Source organism: Mesorhizobium sp. LSHC412B00 (genome assembly GCF_000503035.1).
Classification (GTDB): domain Bacteria; phylum Pseudomonadota; class Alphaproteobacteria; order Rhizobiales; family Rhizobiaceae; genus Mesorhizobium.
The window spans coordinates 194,380-210,004 of sequence record NZ_AYWB01000014.1; the positions used below are offsets into that span (position 1 = coordinate 194,380).

Genomic DNA, 15,625 nt, shown 5'->3' on the forward strand with positions numbered 1-15,625 from the left:
CCCCGCCCGTGGACGTAATTCGCCGTGGCAGGTCTCCTGGCTCGCGGGGTCATAGCCTCTACCCGTCTTCCTGAGGGTATTCGCCTCAGTGACATGAGTGGGGTTGGCTCGCCGCTAACAGTTGCGGGGGCAGCGCCGGCATTGCACCGGCTTCCCTCTTAGCTCCGCTGCGGCAGCGCCGCACGCGAGAACCACGACACGCAGACAATCACAGCAGTCTGCTCTTTTGTCAATGACGCATAACGAAATGTTTATGTCGTTATGTGATTTCGCTTTTACGCTTGTCTAACATTGTGAAATATTCAGTCGCCCATTGGCGGCGCTGCTCCGCTGCCACCATTGTCCAACTAATGGATCCCTGTCGGGCTGCGACATCCCTCGCAGGTCGCCGATGAAGGATTTCGGACAAGACTTCAAGCGCGTGACAACGTCATTAGAATGCAGAAGATCGCATTGGTGGCGATGTTTAACGATGCGGCCGCAAGCCGTGCGTGCGTGGTAGAAGCGGTTTTCTCGGAGTGAGCGCCAAACCGTGGTCCGAGGGGAATTGGCACGCCAGTCGTCATCACGGGTGACTAGGCAATCGTGATGACTCCGCTCGGCGGCAAGAGACCACACTGACGGAGCCTGGCTCAAGGGTTTGATGCAAAGCCCGACTGTGGTCCCGATAAGCCGCTTAAGCCGCATTCAGGCGGTCAGGATAAGTATCTCTCTCTCCAAGCGCTCGGCATTGAGGGATGCGCAAATGCAGGCAAAGCTCGCGTGCTTCATATTCTGCATCATACGATCGGCAGGACCCAGTTTTTATCCAGTGCACGCGTCAGCGCGGTGTGCAATTCTGGCTCGGTCCGATACGAAGGCATTTGGGCCTCGCTGATCCAGCCCAAGCCAACATAGTGGAAGTGATCCGCAGGGACCGTAACCCGGCTGCTGTCCAGTTGCCGAACGAAGTCCGCTGACCAATGGTGGATCGTATACGCTTCAAGTTTGTCCATCATCCTCCGCCAGCGTTGGATGCGTTCTTCGCGCGGCATGCTGGCCGCTCTTGAGATCGCGGTAGCTATCTCGTCGGAGAGCCTCGGATTTACCAGCAGGGCGTCCTCGCCGAAGTCTTCGGCCGCGCCGGCAAACTTCGATAACACCAGAACGCCAGGGTCGCTCGGATCTTGTGCAGCAATGTATTCTTTCGCCACAAGATTCATGCCATCGCGCAACGGCGTCACAACGCAAACACGCGCGGCTCTGTAAAGACCCGATATCTCAGCTTGGGTGAACGACCTGTTCTCATAGATAATCGGCATCCACTCGTCCGTGCCATGCCGGTTGTTGACTTGATTGACGAGTCTTTCGACGTCGCGCCGATATTCGCTGTACGCTTGGATGTCGCCACGTGAGGGAGTTGCGATTTGCAAGAGCGAGACACGTTGCGGCTCGACTGCCAGCAGATCGAAAGCTTTAATCCGATTGTCGATGCCCTTGGTGTAGTCGAGCCGATCGACGCCGATAACTAGCTTTGCTCCGCCAAGTTTCAACTGCGAAATGTAGGCTTTCTGCGCCTCAAGCGAATCTGCGGCACACTGTTCGAATTGCTTCGGATCGATACCTATAGGAAAATTTTGGCATTGCGTCTGGCCATGGTCCGAGAAAACGACCCCGTTCTTGCTCTCCAGCCCCAAATGAGATTGGACACAGGCGAGGAAATTGCTCACATCACGGTCGGTCTGGAATCCGAGCAGATCATACTCGAGCATACATTTCATTAGCTCGCCAGAATTGGGCACGCGCTCCATCATGTCAGACTCGGGCCATGGCGTATGCAGGAAATGGCCGATCGGCCGGTCAATGCCGAGTCTGTGCAAATCAGCGCCGAGCGGCAGGAAATGGTAGTCATGAACCCAGTAGACTGCGTTATCTCCCAATTCGGACACCGCGCGCGCCATGAAGGCATTGACGTCGCGATAACTTTTATAATCCTCTTCCGAGCCTGAGATCCGGTCCGGCAGCGAGTGGAGCGCCGGCCACAATATTGAATTTGCAAAACCTTGATAGTACCGAGAATAGTCCGCTGCCGGCCCATCGAGCCACCCGATTTGACCTTTGCCACGCTGCACGAGGGGCACCTGTTGCTTATCCCCGTCGCCAAGATGCTCGGAAAAACCTACCCAGACCGCGCCGGAACGCTCCACGACGCACTCCAGGGCCGCCGAAAGCCCGCCTGTCTTGGGCTGATCAGAATTGACAGTCGCACCGCGGTTGGAAATTGCGATAAGACTCCTATGTGGCTGCTGGGCCGCCGTGTTGAAGCGCTGGTCTGCGGCTGAGACAACAGGACGGGACGGGCCAACTTCGGCTTGTTGTTCTCGCTCCTGTGGCAAGTCTCTCAGGGGTTGTTCAAAAGCGATTAGTTCGTGAACAGCCCCAGTTTGCCATGTGAGGTTCCGGCGCGGCGAGTTGGCGTTGTTCAATGCGTCCATTTCATGCCTCCGTTGAATATTCCCCATGATGGAGCAACTGGCATTCCCAGATTGGCACACCCCTGCTGACGAGAATCTGACGAGCGTCAGAGCAAATGGCGACCGATTGTCGCGTTTCGGCTTCGGCGCCCTCAAGAACCGGCTTATCGCGAAAATAGCTGGCGACCCGATCGAGCGGACCGTGCTTGCGGTAATTGTTGGATTGTTCGGATAAGAGATACACCCAGTAGATGCCAGCACCTGTTGAAATGAACTGAAACTATGTCGCTGCCGCCAAGGCTGCCGGGCACCGTGATGCGATCCTGCGTCTGCCGAAGAGTTTTGACACGGAGATCGGAGAGGGCGGGATAGTCCCTTTCCGCCCGTCAGGGCCCGAGCCAGACCGCGATGTGAATACCAGCCAGGCGAGCACTTCCTGAATCCGCGAATGCCGGGCTCCACATCCGGCGCCTCGTCGAGATTGACGAAGATGAAGCCCTGCTGCCAATTCCGCTGGTCCCATACCAATGGCGAACCAGTCTGCCCGCATTCGGCATCGTGGGACGTGATCGCAAGTCAAGTGCTCCGACGGACGCCGCGAGTTCTCCGTTACCTCAGGAACCTTACTGGCCTTCCCCAAGCTGAGCTTCTGGAAAATGCCGGTGGCGATCTCGATGACGGTGAATGCCGTCAAGGCAAGCCCGCCTTGCACCGCTCTTCCAGCGAGCTTCACGGCAGCAGAATCGGTCAGTTCTCCGAAGCGAATGGCTGTCGCTATCAGCGAGCTTTGACACAGTTCCGCCACTGCGATGATCGCGTCAGTAGGGCGGCTGGTTAGTTGCCCGCGCATCTACAGCAACCCAGCCCGTTCCGCCTCGCGGCGCAAATTCTGCCTTGGCCTTGGGCCGATCTGCTGGATCACCAGGCCGGCCGCCAGCGAGCCAAGGTCGCCGCAGGTCTTGAGGTCGCGGCCTTGCGTGTAGCCATGCAGGAAACCGGCGGCGTAGAGATCGCCGGCGCCCGTCGTGTCGACCAGCTCCTTGATGGCGGTCGCATGGATGACCACGGTCTCGTCGCCGCGCACGATAACCGAGCCTTTTTCCGAGCGTGTGACGGCGGCGATCTTGCAGTCCTTGCGGATCTGCGCCACCGCCTCGTCGAAGGACGAGGTCTGGTAGAGCGACTTGATCTCGTCGCTGTTGGCAAAGACGATGTCGACCGTGCGCGAGCGCATCAGATCGAGGAACTCGTCGCGGTAGCGGTCAACGCAAAACGAATCCGACAGTGTCATCGAGACTTCGCGCCCGGCCTCGTGCGCGAGCTTCGCCGTCTGCCGGATCGCCTCCTTGGCGCGCGGCGGGTCCCACAGATAGCCCTCGAAATAGGTGACCTTGGCGCCAGACGCCTTGTCGGCCTCGACATCCTCCGGCCCAAGCTCGACGCAGGCGCCGAGATAGGTGTTCATCGAGCGCTCGCCGTCCGGGGTGACGAAGATCATCGAGCGCGCCGTCGGCGGCTCGCCCTCGAGCGGCCTGGTGTCGAAGGCAACGCCCTGCGCATGGATGTCGTGCGCATAGATTTCGCCCAGCGCATCGTTGGACACCTTGCCGAAGAAGGCGGCGCGGCCGCCGAAGCTGGCGACGCCGGCCGCCGTGTTGCCGGCGCTGCCACCGGAGGCCTCGATCGCCGGCCCCATGTGGCTGTAGAGCAGCTCGGCGCGCTTGGTATCGATGAGGTTCATGGCACCCTTGATGATGCCGTTGGTCACCAGAAAAGCGTCGTCGCACTGGGCGATGATGTCGACAATGGCATTGCCGATGCAAAGCACGTCATAATCCGGCATCAATGTCTCCGCTTGGGCTTTCCGCTTGCCAATTCGCTCGCCGGCGGCTTCACGGGGCGGCTAGTCCTGCCTCGCGACGCAATTCGTCCGCCCTGTCTGTCTTCTCCCAGGTGAAATCAGGCTCTTCACGGCCGAAATGGCCATAGGTGGCTGTATTGCGGTATATAGGGCGCAAGAGATCAAGCATCTTGATAATGCCTTTCGGTCTGAGATCGAACAACTCAAGAATGAGGCGCTCGATCCTGCTTTCCTCAACCCTGGCTGTCCCGAACGTGTTGACCATGACGGAAACCGGACTGGCCACGCCGATTGCGTAAGCAAGCTGCACCTCGCACACGTCCGCAAGTCCGCTAGCGACGATGTTCTTTGCGACATAGCGGGCTGCATAGGCAGCTGAGCGGTCAACCTTGGACGGGTCCTTGCCCGAGAAGGCGCCGCCGCCATGACGACCCATCCCGCCATAGGAATCGACGATGATCTTGCGTCCAGTGAGACCGCAGTCGCCGCGCGGCCCGCCGACTACGAACCGCCCCGTCGGGTTGACCAGAATTCTGATGCCTTCCGTCTCCAGGTGGGTCGGCAGGACAGGCTTGATGATTTCCTCAATGACGCCCTCGCGGACAGTCTCTTGCGAGACCTGCTCGTCATGTTGCGTCGACACGACGATGGTATCCAGGGCGACCGGGCGCAACCCCTCATAGCGCACTGAGACTTGGGATTTCATGTCAGGACGCAACCAGCCAAGCTGTTGTGCCTTCCGGACATACGCCTGCCGTTTCGTCAAGCGATGAGCGAGCTGGATCGGCAAAGGCATCAGGGTATCGGTTTCGCGGCATGCGTAGCCGAACATGAGGCCCTGATCTCCCGCTCCCTGCTGGAGGTCTTGCCCTCTTCCCTCGTCAACGCCTTGGCTGATGTCGGGCGACTGCTCGGTGAGGGCATGAACGACGGCGCAACGCCGGCCGTCAAAGCCGACGGCCTCGTCGTCGTACCCAATGTCGAGAATCGTATCGCGCGCAACTTGGCTATAATCCACCTGCGCATCGCTGGTGATCTCGCCAGCCAGAACGACTATCCCTGATTTTACCAACGCTTCACAGGCGACGCGCGCCTTGGGATCTGTGCGGAGGATGGCATCGAGGATGGCATCCGAGATGTTGTCGGCCAACTTATCCGGGTGCCCCGCGCCAACCGATTCGGAAGAGAACACGAACTGCCTAGCCATGAATACCTCGCTTCGGGGTGTTGGATGTGGTATGGGCATTTTGCTTGGCCGACCTTACTTGTCGCAGATGCCCGGGACCTCGAACGCAGCGCACAAGTCGGCAACGTCTCTTCGCACGCAGGCATGGAGATCTTCGTCGTCTGGCCGCTGGAGGACGGAGTCAATGAAGCCAGCAATTTGCACCATTTCCACATCGCGCATGCCCATTGACGTCACTGCTGGCGCCCCCAGGCGAATTCCGCTTGTGACCGCCGGATGCCGCGGGTCGCCAAGCACCATATTAAAGTTTGTGATGATTCCTGCCTTTGCTAGTCGCTCGGCATAGGCCTTGCCCGATAGTGGCCGATCGCGAAGATCAAGGATCAGCATGTGATTGTCCGTCCCCCCGGTCACCAGGTCATAACCTCGCTCAAGCAGTGCATGTGCCAGAGCCTTGGCATTCTTGACCGTCTGTTGGCCGTAGCTTCGGAAGGACGGGTTCGCGGCTTCGTGCAAGGCAACCGCTAGCGCAGCGATGGCATTCATGTGGGGCCCGCCTTGCAGGTGAGGGAAGACCGCCCGGTCTATTCGTCTGGCGAGATTGTATTTGCTCTTTGTATGATACAGCGCCTGATAGCGATCTTCGTTCCTTGACAAAATGAAGCCACCGCGGGGACCGCGGATCGACTTGTGGGACGTGCTGCTGACCACGTCGCAATGGCCCACGGGATTCGGGTGCGCTCCTGCGGCAATCAGGCCGCTGATGTGCGCAATGTCGGCTACGAGATAGGAGTTCGCTTCCAGGGCGATTTCTGCCATTGCCGCGTAGTCAAAGACACGCGGGTAAGCAGTTCCGCCGACCCAAATGAGCCGCGGCCGTTCCCGCTTGGCTGTCTCGCGCAAGCGGTCATAGTCAATCTGCTGTGTCTTTTCATCTAGTCCATAGGGCACGCGTTGATAGTCAGTTCCGGAAAAGTTGATGGCCCAACCATGAGTCAGATGGCCCCCTTCCGGAAGGGGCAAGCCCATGACTTTGTCACCGGGACTCAAAAGCGCACGATAGACAGCCTGGTTGGCCGGCGAGCCGGAATAAGGCTGGACGTTGGCATGCTCGCTGCCAAATAGCGTTTTCAGGCGCTCAATGGCCAGGTTCTCAAGCTCATCAACGATCTCGTTTCCAGCGTAGTAGCGCGCGCCGGGGTACCCCTCGGCGTACTTGTTCGTGAAAATCGAGCCGTTCGCTTCCAGCACGGCCGAGGACGCAAAGTTCTCTGAGGCGATGAGCTTGAGGGTCGTCCGCTCCTGCCGCTCCTGTCTCAGAAGCAGCTCGTGGACGCGGCAATCAACCGCGGCCAAGGAAGACCGCCCGTGGGTGTCCGGCTGTGCGATCGCGCCGTCTGCGGAGTTGTCCATGGTAGCTTCGCGCTCCAATTGGATTGACCTATTTCACGATCAAGCACGCGGTCCCTTTCGGCCGCGTGTCTCGTACCGCTTCGAGCCGCTGCAGGTCCTGTTTATGATAGCCGTCGCGATGGGGCAGGAGATCGACCAATAATTGAACCAGCCCGCCGTCGTTGGATCCTGCGTTGAGATGGTACGAGCGCCACGGAGGCTGTTCGTTGCAGCAAAGAAAGTCGGCTCTGGCGAGCAGCCGGACGTGTCGCGCAACCCGCTCTCGACACACGCTCAGAATCTCCGCTAGCTCGCAGACAGTTAGGTCCGCATGCGCACAAAGGCCCAGGATTCGAAGGCGGTCAGGATGCGCTGCCATGCGTAGGCGACTAACCAGTGTCATCATGGCTCAGGACCAAGTCCTACCGAATTTCTCATTTCGCGTTCTCCGCAGAAGTTGCAGATTTCGAAGGGTTGTCCAACGACCGGACAAATCTCGGTGGCCGTGACGACCGTCGATATCCTGTGTCGAACAAACAAATGGGCGCTCTTCTTGCCTTTAGCCGAAATTGCAAGCAGTTCGGCCAGTCGAAGACAAGCGGGGCCACGGTTTGGGACCACTGACCTCAGACGTTGCAATAAGCCTACCATTCACAGCGAGCCGGAGTTGCTAAGAGTCTATGAATTTCCTTGAAGGATCTGTTGCAACGTTTGCCCAGCCTGGCCTGCTCCCGGTTTGCAGCGGTCATGGTCAGGCGATCCATCGCCTCTGCGAGCACGATCAGGAATTTGCCCTGCATCGCATCGCTGATCAGCTCCTGAAGGCCGGGACGCAACAGCGACGCACCGCAGATCGCGCGGTGGGTATTGCTGTGGACGACTGTCCAGCCTTGCTTTTCAGCACGCAAGCAGCAGAGCCGCAACTGATCCTCGATCGAGGCGTCTCGGTGATTGTCAGTTGAGTAGCGAGCGCCAAGCGCGACCTTCATGAGGCGGCCCCTTACTCCGGGACGCGGTCTCGCGTCTGGCTATCCGTTTCGGCTTGAACGAAATCCCGTGCGGCCTGTCGCGCCAGCAGCCGGACCAGATTGACGAAGCGTCGATCGGGCTTCGGCGACGCAGACACAGCCGATTCGCGGGCCGCGCCGGCGACCACACGAAGCTTTTCGGCTGTTGCCGTTTCGGCGCGCTATGATCGCGTTCCTGTCCTGACGCGAAATACTCCGTTTCGCGACAATGATGCCAAGTCACAGTGCTTCGACAAGCTGGATTCTATCAATAACGCGCGTCGCGCAGGAGCCAGTGCTGGCCGATGACGGGGCACCTTGTGCTCCGAAGAAGCCATGGCTATATATCCGGATAGAGAACGGAGGCACGCGATGGGCAACACTGCACAGAAGAGAGCCATCGAGAATTATCGCTCTCGCCTGGCTGAGCGCGGCATCGCGCGGTTCGAGATCCAGGCGTTCGACGCAGACCGCGATCTACTGCGAACTCTTGCCCGAAAATTAACGGAGAGCGGGCCGGATGCCCGACAGCTTCGTCGGACCATACAGCAAGCCGTGGCGGGTGAGCCACCGAAAGCGGGCAGCATTCTCGCCGCGTTGCGTCGCTCGCCTCTGGTTGGCTCCAATCTCGACCTCAGCCGGCCGCGCGAAGAGGGGCGCAAGATCGACCTGTGACGCGCTACCTTCTTCATACCAATATCATCAGCAACGTCATAAAGCCGGAGCCTTCGGGCTCGTTGCTGGCCTGGATGGGCGCGCAGAAGGACGAAGACCTCTTCATTGCTTCGCTTACTGTCGCCGAAATTCGCCGAGGCATCCTAGAGAAGCCGAAGGGGAAAAAGCGCAGCAGCCTTGAAACTTGGTTCGAGGGCTCCGAAGGCCCGCAAGCGCTGTTCGCTGGCCGCGTGCTATCGTTCGACGAGAAAGCTGGCCTCGTGTGGGCGCGGCTGATGGCCAACGGCAAAGCCAGAGGCCGTTCGCGGAGCGCCCTAGACACAATCATTGCCGCTGTAGCCGAAGCCAACGAGTGTGTCGTAGTGACCGACAATGAAAAGGACTTCGAGGACGTTCAGATAATCAACCCGCTCCGTAGCTCTGGAAGCCAAGCGGGTGATGATAGCTCCAACGGTCCGGCCAATTCAATTTGAGGATTTCAGCGGCACGGAGTCCGAACGTCTCGTGTTCGCCTACCTTTAGCGATGGCTGGATTGATCTTGCTTAGTTCGGCCAGGGCGTCTCTTCCAGTTCCGCTTTAATGCCATCCCGGTTCATCTAGTCAGCTCGATCTACCAACAGTTCGCTCGCACGAGCGCCGCGGACAAGGCGCGATCGCAGGGACTGCGCGATATGCGTGTCGAGCTCGTCCATCTTACACTCGATCTCGTCTTCGAAGGCCTCTCGCCAAACGCCACTGTAGTCGATGCCGCGCGCGGCTCGGGGCCTTCTCATCGAGGCTTTCTCGCGACTGGTCTGGCGCGCTACCAATGGCAAGTTCGCCCGCCGGGAACTCGTCGGTCTGTACTCCCAGCTCTGGGCGTCCACATCAACTGCGGAGGCTCTTGGCATCGCCGTGTTCTGCCTTTAGCTGGCAGCTCTCGAGCTCGACGAGCAGCCGATCAGCGACACCCGCGACCTCAAGTTCGACCCGATTAACTCGATAACACCCTATTGGCAGATTTAGTCGGGGAGGATCTGCCCACTCCGATCACAAGCCGATCTTTCAACCCCGTGGTCGGGAATTCTCCATGGACTTCGTGAAGAAGGAATGCAGCGCCGAAAGCCGAAGCGCTTCCGATACATCGACGCCCCTTCCGAGACGGAGCCCCGATTAGGCATTCCTGCCACTCTATCTAGCCGACCCCCGTGGCCGCGTTGCCGATCGGTGCGCACTGGTCGCCTACATCGCCCCGGCACGTGAAGATCGTCTCTGCTGACGCTCGTTGACAATTCAGGCCGCCTCCGGCTGGCGTTTGATCAGCGTCAGCGTCAACCAGCGCGCGGTCAGCGCCGGCTTTTTCGAGCCCTCGATCTCAATCGTCACGCCCAGCGCCGTCTGCACCCAGCCCGACGGCCTGACCTTGATGTCGGCCAGTACGAAACGGGTGCGGATGCGCGATCCGGTTTTCACCGGCGCCAGGAAGCGCAGCGATTCGAAGCCATAGTTGACACCCATCTTGCAGTTTTCGAGCGGCCGCATGGTCTCGAAAGTCATCGCCGACAAAAGCGAAAGCGACAGGAAGCCATGTGCGATGGTGCCGCCGAACGGCGTCTCGCGCTTGGCGCGCTCCGGATCGCAGTGGATGAACTGGTGGTCATCGGTGGACTCGGCGAACTGGTCGATCATCCGCTGCGAGACCACCCGCCACGGCGACACGCCGACTTCCTTGCCGACGCTGGCCAGAAGCTCGTCGAGACTGATCGGTTCCAAGCTAATGTCCTCCATTTCAACCGTCCGAAGCGCGAGCGGCTTCATTCCGTGAACAGTGTCAGCCCATGCTGCACCGACTGCCGGCCATCCATCGGCAGGATGGCTCCGGTGAGATGACTGCCGTCACAGCTGCACGAATAGAGCGTTCCGCCGGCAATCTCATTCGGCGCACCGATGCGGCCGATCCGAACATGGCTGCAGACGAGCCGGCTTGTACTCGGTCGCGGTGCGCGTCGTGCAGGCAGCCGAAAGCAGCTCGTCTTGCTCCGGATGATCATTCCGCCGGCGCCGCTATGCGGTATTGTCGCAGATTGATAAAATCAATTGTCTGGATAGGAACCATCCGTGTCTCGAATGGTGGAGGAGTAGTCCAGCAGACGGGGTAGCTTGTGGTCCTTCTTGAAGCGCGCCGACCTCATTGGCCGCTAGCTCTGAGCCGGCAAGAAGCGCCAGTTCAATGACATTGGGTGTCGACACGGCAAAGCGGCATCAGATGCTACTTCATGATGCGGGATGGCGCTTGCTTCAAGAAGCGCTCGGCCTGACGTGGAAGCCAGCACCGGATCTGGACTGTCGATATGCGCCCGATATTCGCGCAGCACAGCCTGCAACCGCAGCGACGATGATCTCAGCCGTTGCGAGCATGCCAACCTTGGTGCCGGCCACTCTGTTAGCTTGAAGCGCAACGCGCATTTGACCCGTCACCAGACCGGGTTGCGTAACTTGGATTTCCAAGGCGTCTTCCTGGGTTTGCACCGTCAGCGCGCTGACAGCAAAGGCAGGTGCGCACGTCAAGGCAAGCGATCGTCTCGATCTCGCGGGCAATTCCAGCCCCACCGCGGGAATCTGACCCGACAACAACGAGCAGATGCGGTTCTCGCCCCAGCGCCATTGTTCTGTCTTTCGATGCATTCTCGCGTGCGCGCTTCTGGGGCGTCGTTCAGCGCAAAGTCGGTGACCACGGCTGCGCTTTCCGCGCCAGCCTCGAAAAACGCCTTCGAGCCGGTCAGGTTGAGGCCGCCGATGGAGACCAATGGGATCGGCGCGACCTGGTGCTTCCACTCGCTGATCCGCTCGAGCCCTTGCGACGCCCATTCATCTTCTTGAGGCTAGTTGGATAGACTGGGCCGAGCGCCACATACTCCGGCTCGGCCACTGGCGCCGTTTCCAGTTCGGTGTGATCGTGGATCGAAAGACCGAGCTTCAATCCGGCGTATTTAATCGTCAGCATCGGCGGCAGCCAAATCCTTTTGACCAAGATGGACGAAGTCGCAGCCTTCCTCGATTGCCGTGCGCCAATTGTCGTTGACGCTCACTTGGCAACCATGGACCGCGCAGGCGTCGTTCGCGCGGCGGATTTCCGTCTGCAGTCCTTTCTCGTCCATATCCTTTATCCGGAGCTGCAGCAGACGCACGCCGAGCGGCGCCAGCCGGTCAACCCAGCCGGCACGTCGAAATTCAGATAGAAGGGATCGAGCTTCATGAGAAGACAGCCCTGCCGACCTTCGGTGAGTAGCGCGGTTCGAGCATTCCAGTGCTAGCTTCACGAATGGCATCGACCGCCCTTGCCGAACGCACGCGCCATCCCGACCGGATCGGCCGCCCTCGGGACCGCCGTGTTCAGGAGCACGGCGTCAAACCCGAGCTCCATGACGTCGCCGCGTACGACGGCCGTCCGAGCCACGCATCCACAATCAAACGGAATGTAGGGGAAATGTCCGCGCATCAACTGCACCTCGGAGCTCAACGCTTCATCGCATTAGAATGAGCGTTCGAAACGCAGGATACCGCCGACACTGCTCTTCTTGTTGGCATTGGCCCAGTTCACTTCGGAAGCTTTCACCTTTCCGACGGCGGAGCCTCCGTAGCGGTCGTAGTCGAGTTCAGCCGTAACTGTGAAATCTGGAAGAAGCGCATAGGCGACGTTCGCAGCGACACCATAGTTCTTGAGCTGATCACCCGAGAGCTGAAGGTTGAACGAAGTTGTCTCGTTGAGCTCGTAAGCGGCGCCAGCCCAGAAAGCCCAGTTCCCGCCCCAAATCTTATAGAAGCCGCGACCATGAGCGTCGATCGCGTTCATGGAGTCGTCGTTGAGCTTGCCATTGGAACCGTAGCCGAACATTCCGAACAGCAACAGTTCGTTGGTGACATTGATGTCGACACGGACCTTGGCGGCTACCGATTCGTAGTTGCTATCATAACCAGCAACGCCGGTGATCGCTCCCCAGCCATGTGTGTATTTCAAGCCGCCGACTATGTGCGGAGCGTAGTTGTCGATTGTGCCCACCACGCCTGAGCCTTCTTCGAGCGAAACCACGGCGGAAAAGCCGTTCGCGGCGTCGAAGTAGTACTGGACCACATCGGTATCCAAAGCGCCGTACGGAACCGGCGTCTGGTTGAGTACGTCACCCGCGCCGCCAATAAACATGTCGAAGGCCGACCAGTCCTTACCAACTCGGAGGCCACCAAGCTGAATCCAGGCGAAAGTCAAGATGCTGTCTCCGTTGAAGGCATAGGACCGAGAACTGTCCGAAACCGAAGTGTGGCGGTTACCGAAATTCACGCGGGTTTCGGTATAGGTCTTCAACGTGCCGAGTTCGGTCTCCTGGCCGGTCCAAGCTTTCAGTGTGAAGCGCGTATTGTTTTGCCATGTACCCTGATCCTCACCAGTCCTCACATCTGAGGTTCTTGCGTGGTCAAACAATCCGACATGGCCCAAGCCGACGTCGTAACTGACATAGCCGCCGATGCGCAGGCAGGCCTCGGTGCCTGAAATGTAGATGTAGCCCGAGCCGTAGACGTCGCAGATCTTGAGGTACTCAGTCGGATCAGGCTCGGGGACGATGATCACGGCGCGAGCGTCGGAAACGGCGACCAGTGCCGCAGTTGAGCCGAGGAGGAGGCTCCCAATGGTCATTGTTGATCTCCGTCTAAATAGTAAAAGGAATCGAGACCGATAAATGATTTTTGCTAAGCAAACGGTTGATAGCGCATCAAGCTGAATTCTAGGAGTGTTGCTGCACCTGTCGTGCTAATGCTCAGGAGAATTTAGAATGTGATTGAGACTTGTTGTCACATATATTAAGTAGTTATCACTCCCAGACGGTCATACAACATTTTTGTACAATCACCCTTTTCACCTCCGCGGCGGGCCTCACAAAGGGTACTACTGCAAATGACGTGCCACCCTGACGACCCAGCTGCGGCTTGAAGCTCAAATGTGCGGGCGGACCTTGGTTCGCGCTTCCGTTCTTTTTGCCTTGCGGATCCACCCAAGCACGAACGGCAAACGTTTCGGCTACGGTTCGTCTGTTCGCTTCGCGACAGTTTGGCTTAATGGCGACGGCATTGTTTGCTGTGAGCCCCGCCGTCGAGGCATCATGCGGCGGCCACCGCTCGGTACGACGCCGTCACTTTGGCGAGCTGATGGTCGATAACCACGCGCCGCAGCCTTGCACCACTGAGTCGGTAGGCGCCAGCCTTGGCATTGCGGCGGACCTGACGGTCGCGTCGAGCAGGTTTTCGTGCTGAAAGCGGCGCGGCACAGCTAATGCTTCTTGCCAGCAATTCACACAACGAGCTCATCGAGACGGCAGAGATCATTATGGGCGGCGGTAGCTGGCGTGCAAAGTCTGGCTCCAACACCGTATATTGTCTCATCGGATGCTTCATCTGCGCTCAGAAGAGTCTCCCACGCGCAGATGAAGGGAAGGGACGGTGGAACAAAACGGTGCGCGTGAGGGTTTCGGCGGGAACACCATCGTCAGTCGCTGACCGAGTGCGCTCAGACCATCGCTGTCCAGCCAAGACTGAACGGCGCCCATTGCTAAAAAATTTCGAGCCCAAAGCGGAACGGACTGACATAGCGCAAAGACGCAGGCGAGCGCAGCGGTAAGGTTGGATGTTATCAGCATGGGACGGTGACCGTTGCAGACCACGAAATTTCGAGAGGCCCGGCTGCCTTGGTACACTATCTATCCGGCTGTGTCGGAGTTCTCTGGGGCGGTCGGCGCCGAGGCTTATGAGGAATGGCTCAGGAACCTGCCGGCTGATGATCCGGTGTCACTCTATCTGCACGTTCCGTTCTGCCGATCAGCCTGCTGGTATTGCGGCTTCCCAACCACCATCACCCGCCGTGATGCGCCCATCCTCAACTATCTGGCGGCGCTGCGTGACGAGATCCGTCTGGTTTCGGAGCGAGTGCCGAAGACGTTGCCCGTGAGCGACATACATTTCGGCGGCGGAACGCCGTCTCTCATCGGACCAGCCGAGTTCCTCGCTCTGATGGAGTTCCTGCGATGCCGCTTCGCCATCTCGAAAACAGCTACGGTCGCCATCGAGATCGATCCACGCACACTCACGCCCGAGATGGCGGAAGGCTTGGGAGCGGCCGGCGTGAACCGCGCGAGCCTGGGCGTACAGAGCTTCGATCCCATTGTTCAAAAAGCGATCAACCGAATCCAGAGCGAGGCCCAGACGTCGGCTGCCGTGGAAGTGCTGCGCCGGCATGGAGTAAGCCGCATCAACTTCGACGTCATCTACGGCCTGCCGCGTCAAACGGTGGAGTCGTGCGTCGAAACAGTGAGGGCGGCGGTCGCCATGCGCCCCGACCGGCTTGCCTTGTTCGGCTACTCGCATATCCCATCCCAAATAAAGAATCAGCGCCTCATCGAGGCGGAATTTCTTCCCGACAGCGCTGCCCGCGCTGAACAGCATGCGGCTGTCGCCGTGACGCTGGTTGCCGCCGGCTACCGGGAGATCGGGCTCGACCATTTCGCCTTGCCGCACGACGAGCTCGCGCTGGCACAGGAAACAGGTCGCCTGCGACGTAACTCGTTGGGCTACTCTGCCGATACCTGCAGAACCCTGATCGGTTTCGGCGCGTCGGCTATCGGCCGCATCGGCCAGGGNGTTGGGCTACTCTGCCGATACCTGCAGAACCCTGATCGGTTTCGGCGCGTCGGCTATCGGCCGCATCGGCCAGGGATACGTTCAAAACGAAGTTACACGGGATTCCTACATCCAGCACATCGCAGCTGGCCGACTGGCGACATCGAAGGGCCATCGCCTCACAGACGACGACCGCGTGNGTCTTCGCGATTCCGCTGAGCGCTTGGCGATGCTGGCCAAGGACGGGATAGTGGACTTCGAAAACGGCTTTGTCCGCGTACGGCGGGAGCATCGCTTTGGGATTCGCGCTGTCGCTGCCGCATTCGATGTTTTTAGGGATGGCGTTACGTATATCCCGCAGCAGCTTAATGCGATGCAAAGCACGACATAGTCCGGCATCAATGTCTC

11 protein-coding genes, 3 pseudogenes and 1 riboswitch are annotated in these 15,625 nt (G+C 59.2%); of the genes and pseudogenes, 4 read left to right on the forward strand and 10 right to left on the reverse strand.

Annotated elements, in window-relative coordinates; all coding sequences use genetic code 11:
• Positions 1–8: 8 nt before the first annotated feature.
• A riboswitch (cobalamin riboswitch) is annotated at positions 9–211 on the reverse strand.
• A gap of 568 nt (positions 212–779) precedes the next feature.
• Positions 780–2,474: a trehalose-6-phosphate synthase gene (locus tag X757_RS01000000165200; protein WP_023727243.1), complete on the reverse strand. Its 1,695-nt coding sequence runs from the start codon at positions 2,472–2,474 to the stop codon at positions 780–782.
• 25 nt (positions 2,475–2,499) lie between these two features.
• Between X757_RS01000000165200 and X757_RS142515 the strand changes: the two genes are divergently transcribed.
• Positions 2,500–2,688, forward strand: a complete 189-nt coding sequence (locus X757_RS142515) for a hypothetical protein (RefSeq protein ID WP_023727244.1) — start codon at positions 2,500–2,502, stop codon at positions 2,686–2,688.
• A 615-nt stretch (positions 2,689–3,303) separates the two neighbouring features.
• Here X757_RS142515 and X757_RS142510 read toward each other — a convergent pair.
• The 4 genes from X757_RS142510 to X757_RS1000000166990 form a co-directional block, all read right to left on the reverse strand.
• The gene (locus X757_RS142510; RefSeq protein ID WP_023727245.1) at positions 3,304–4,296 is read right to left on the reverse strand and encodes an adenosine kinase; all 993 of its coding nucleotides are present in this window, start codon (positions 4,294–4,296) and stop codon (positions 3,304–3,306) included.
• A gap of 49 nt (positions 4,297–4,345) precedes the next feature.
• The gene (gene metK, locus X757_RS142505; RefSeq protein WP_023727246.1) at positions 4,346–5,521 is read right to left on the reverse strand and encodes a methionine adenosyltransferase; all 1,176 of its coding nucleotides are present in this window, start codon (positions 5,519–5,521) and stop codon (positions 4,346–4,348) included.
• A 54-nt stretch (positions 5,522–5,575) separates the two neighbouring features.
• Positions 5,576–6,913 carry a serine hydroxymethyltransferase gene (glyA, locus tag X757_RS142500; protein ID WP_023727247.1) on the reverse strand — a complete coding sequence of 446 codons (1,338 nt, stop codon included), beginning with the start codon at positions 6,911–6,913 and terminating at the stop codon, positions 5,576–5,578.
• Between the two features lie 623 nt (positions 6,914–7,536).
• A complete protein-coding gene (locus tag X757_RS1000000166990) occupies positions 7,537–7,881 on the reverse strand; it encodes a recombinase family protein (protein WP_023727248.1) in 345 nt (114 codons plus the stop codon).
• A 390-nt stretch (positions 7,882–8,271) separates the two neighbouring features.
• Between X757_RS1000000166990 and X757_RS142495 the strand changes: the two genes are divergently transcribed.
• Positions 8,272–8,574, forward strand: coding sequence for a hypothetical protein (locus X757_RS142495; RefSeq protein ID WP_023671839.1), 303 nt, complete (start codon positions 8,272–8,274; stop codon positions 8,572–8,574).
• Positions 8,571–9,047: a type II toxin-antitoxin system VapC family toxin gene (locus tag X757_RS142490; RefSeq protein WP_023727249.1), complete on the forward strand. Its 477-nt coding sequence runs from the start codon at positions 8,571–8,573 to the stop codon at positions 9,045–9,047. The genes X757_RS142495 and X757_RS142490 overlap by 4 nt, the downstream gene beginning before the upstream one ends.
• 800 nt (positions 9,048–9,847) lie before the next feature.
• Here X757_RS142490 and X757_RS142485 read toward each other — a convergent pair.
• The 5 genes and pseudogenes from X757_RS142485 to X757_RS142475 all read right to left on the reverse strand — a co-directional run bounded on the left by X757_RS142485 (position 9,848) and on the right by X757_RS142475 (position 13,244).
• Positions 9,848–10,342: a MaoC family dehydratase gene (locus X757_RS142485; protein ID WP_031246656.1), complete on the reverse strand. Its 495-nt coding sequence runs from the start codon at positions 10,340–10,342 to the stop codon at positions 9,848–9,850.
• 510 nt (positions 10,343–10,852) lie between these two features.
• Positions 10,853–11,164, reverse strand: coding sequence for a bifunctional hydroxymethylpyrimidine kinase/phosphomethylpyrimidine kinase (locus X757_RS1000000169105; protein ID WP_352840212.1), 312 nt, complete (start codon positions 11,162–11,164; stop codon positions 10,853–10,855).
• Between the two features lie 48 nt (positions 11,165–11,212).
• A pseudogene (locus X757_RS01000000165205) lies at positions 11,213–11,810 on the reverse strand (thiamine phosphate synthase); the annotation flags it as partial.
• Positions 11,807–12,053: pseudogene (locus tag X757_RS0134740) on the reverse strand (thiazole synthase); the annotation flags it as partial. The pseudogenes X757_RS01000000165205 and X757_RS0134740, both read right to left, overlap by 4 nt.
• 33 nt (positions 12,054–12,086) lie before the next feature.
• Positions 12,087–13,244: a porin gene (locus X757_RS142475; RefSeq protein ID WP_023727254.1), complete on the reverse strand. Its 1,158-nt coding sequence runs from the start codon at positions 13,242–13,244 to the stop codon at positions 12,087–12,089.
• Positions 13,245–14,254: 1,010 nt separating this feature from the next.
• Between X757_RS142475 and X757_RS01000000165210 the strand changes: the two are divergent.
• Positions 14,255–15,608, forward strand: a pseudogene (locus X757_RS01000000165210) (radical SAM protein).
• Positions 15,609–15,625: the final 17 nt, after the last annotated feature.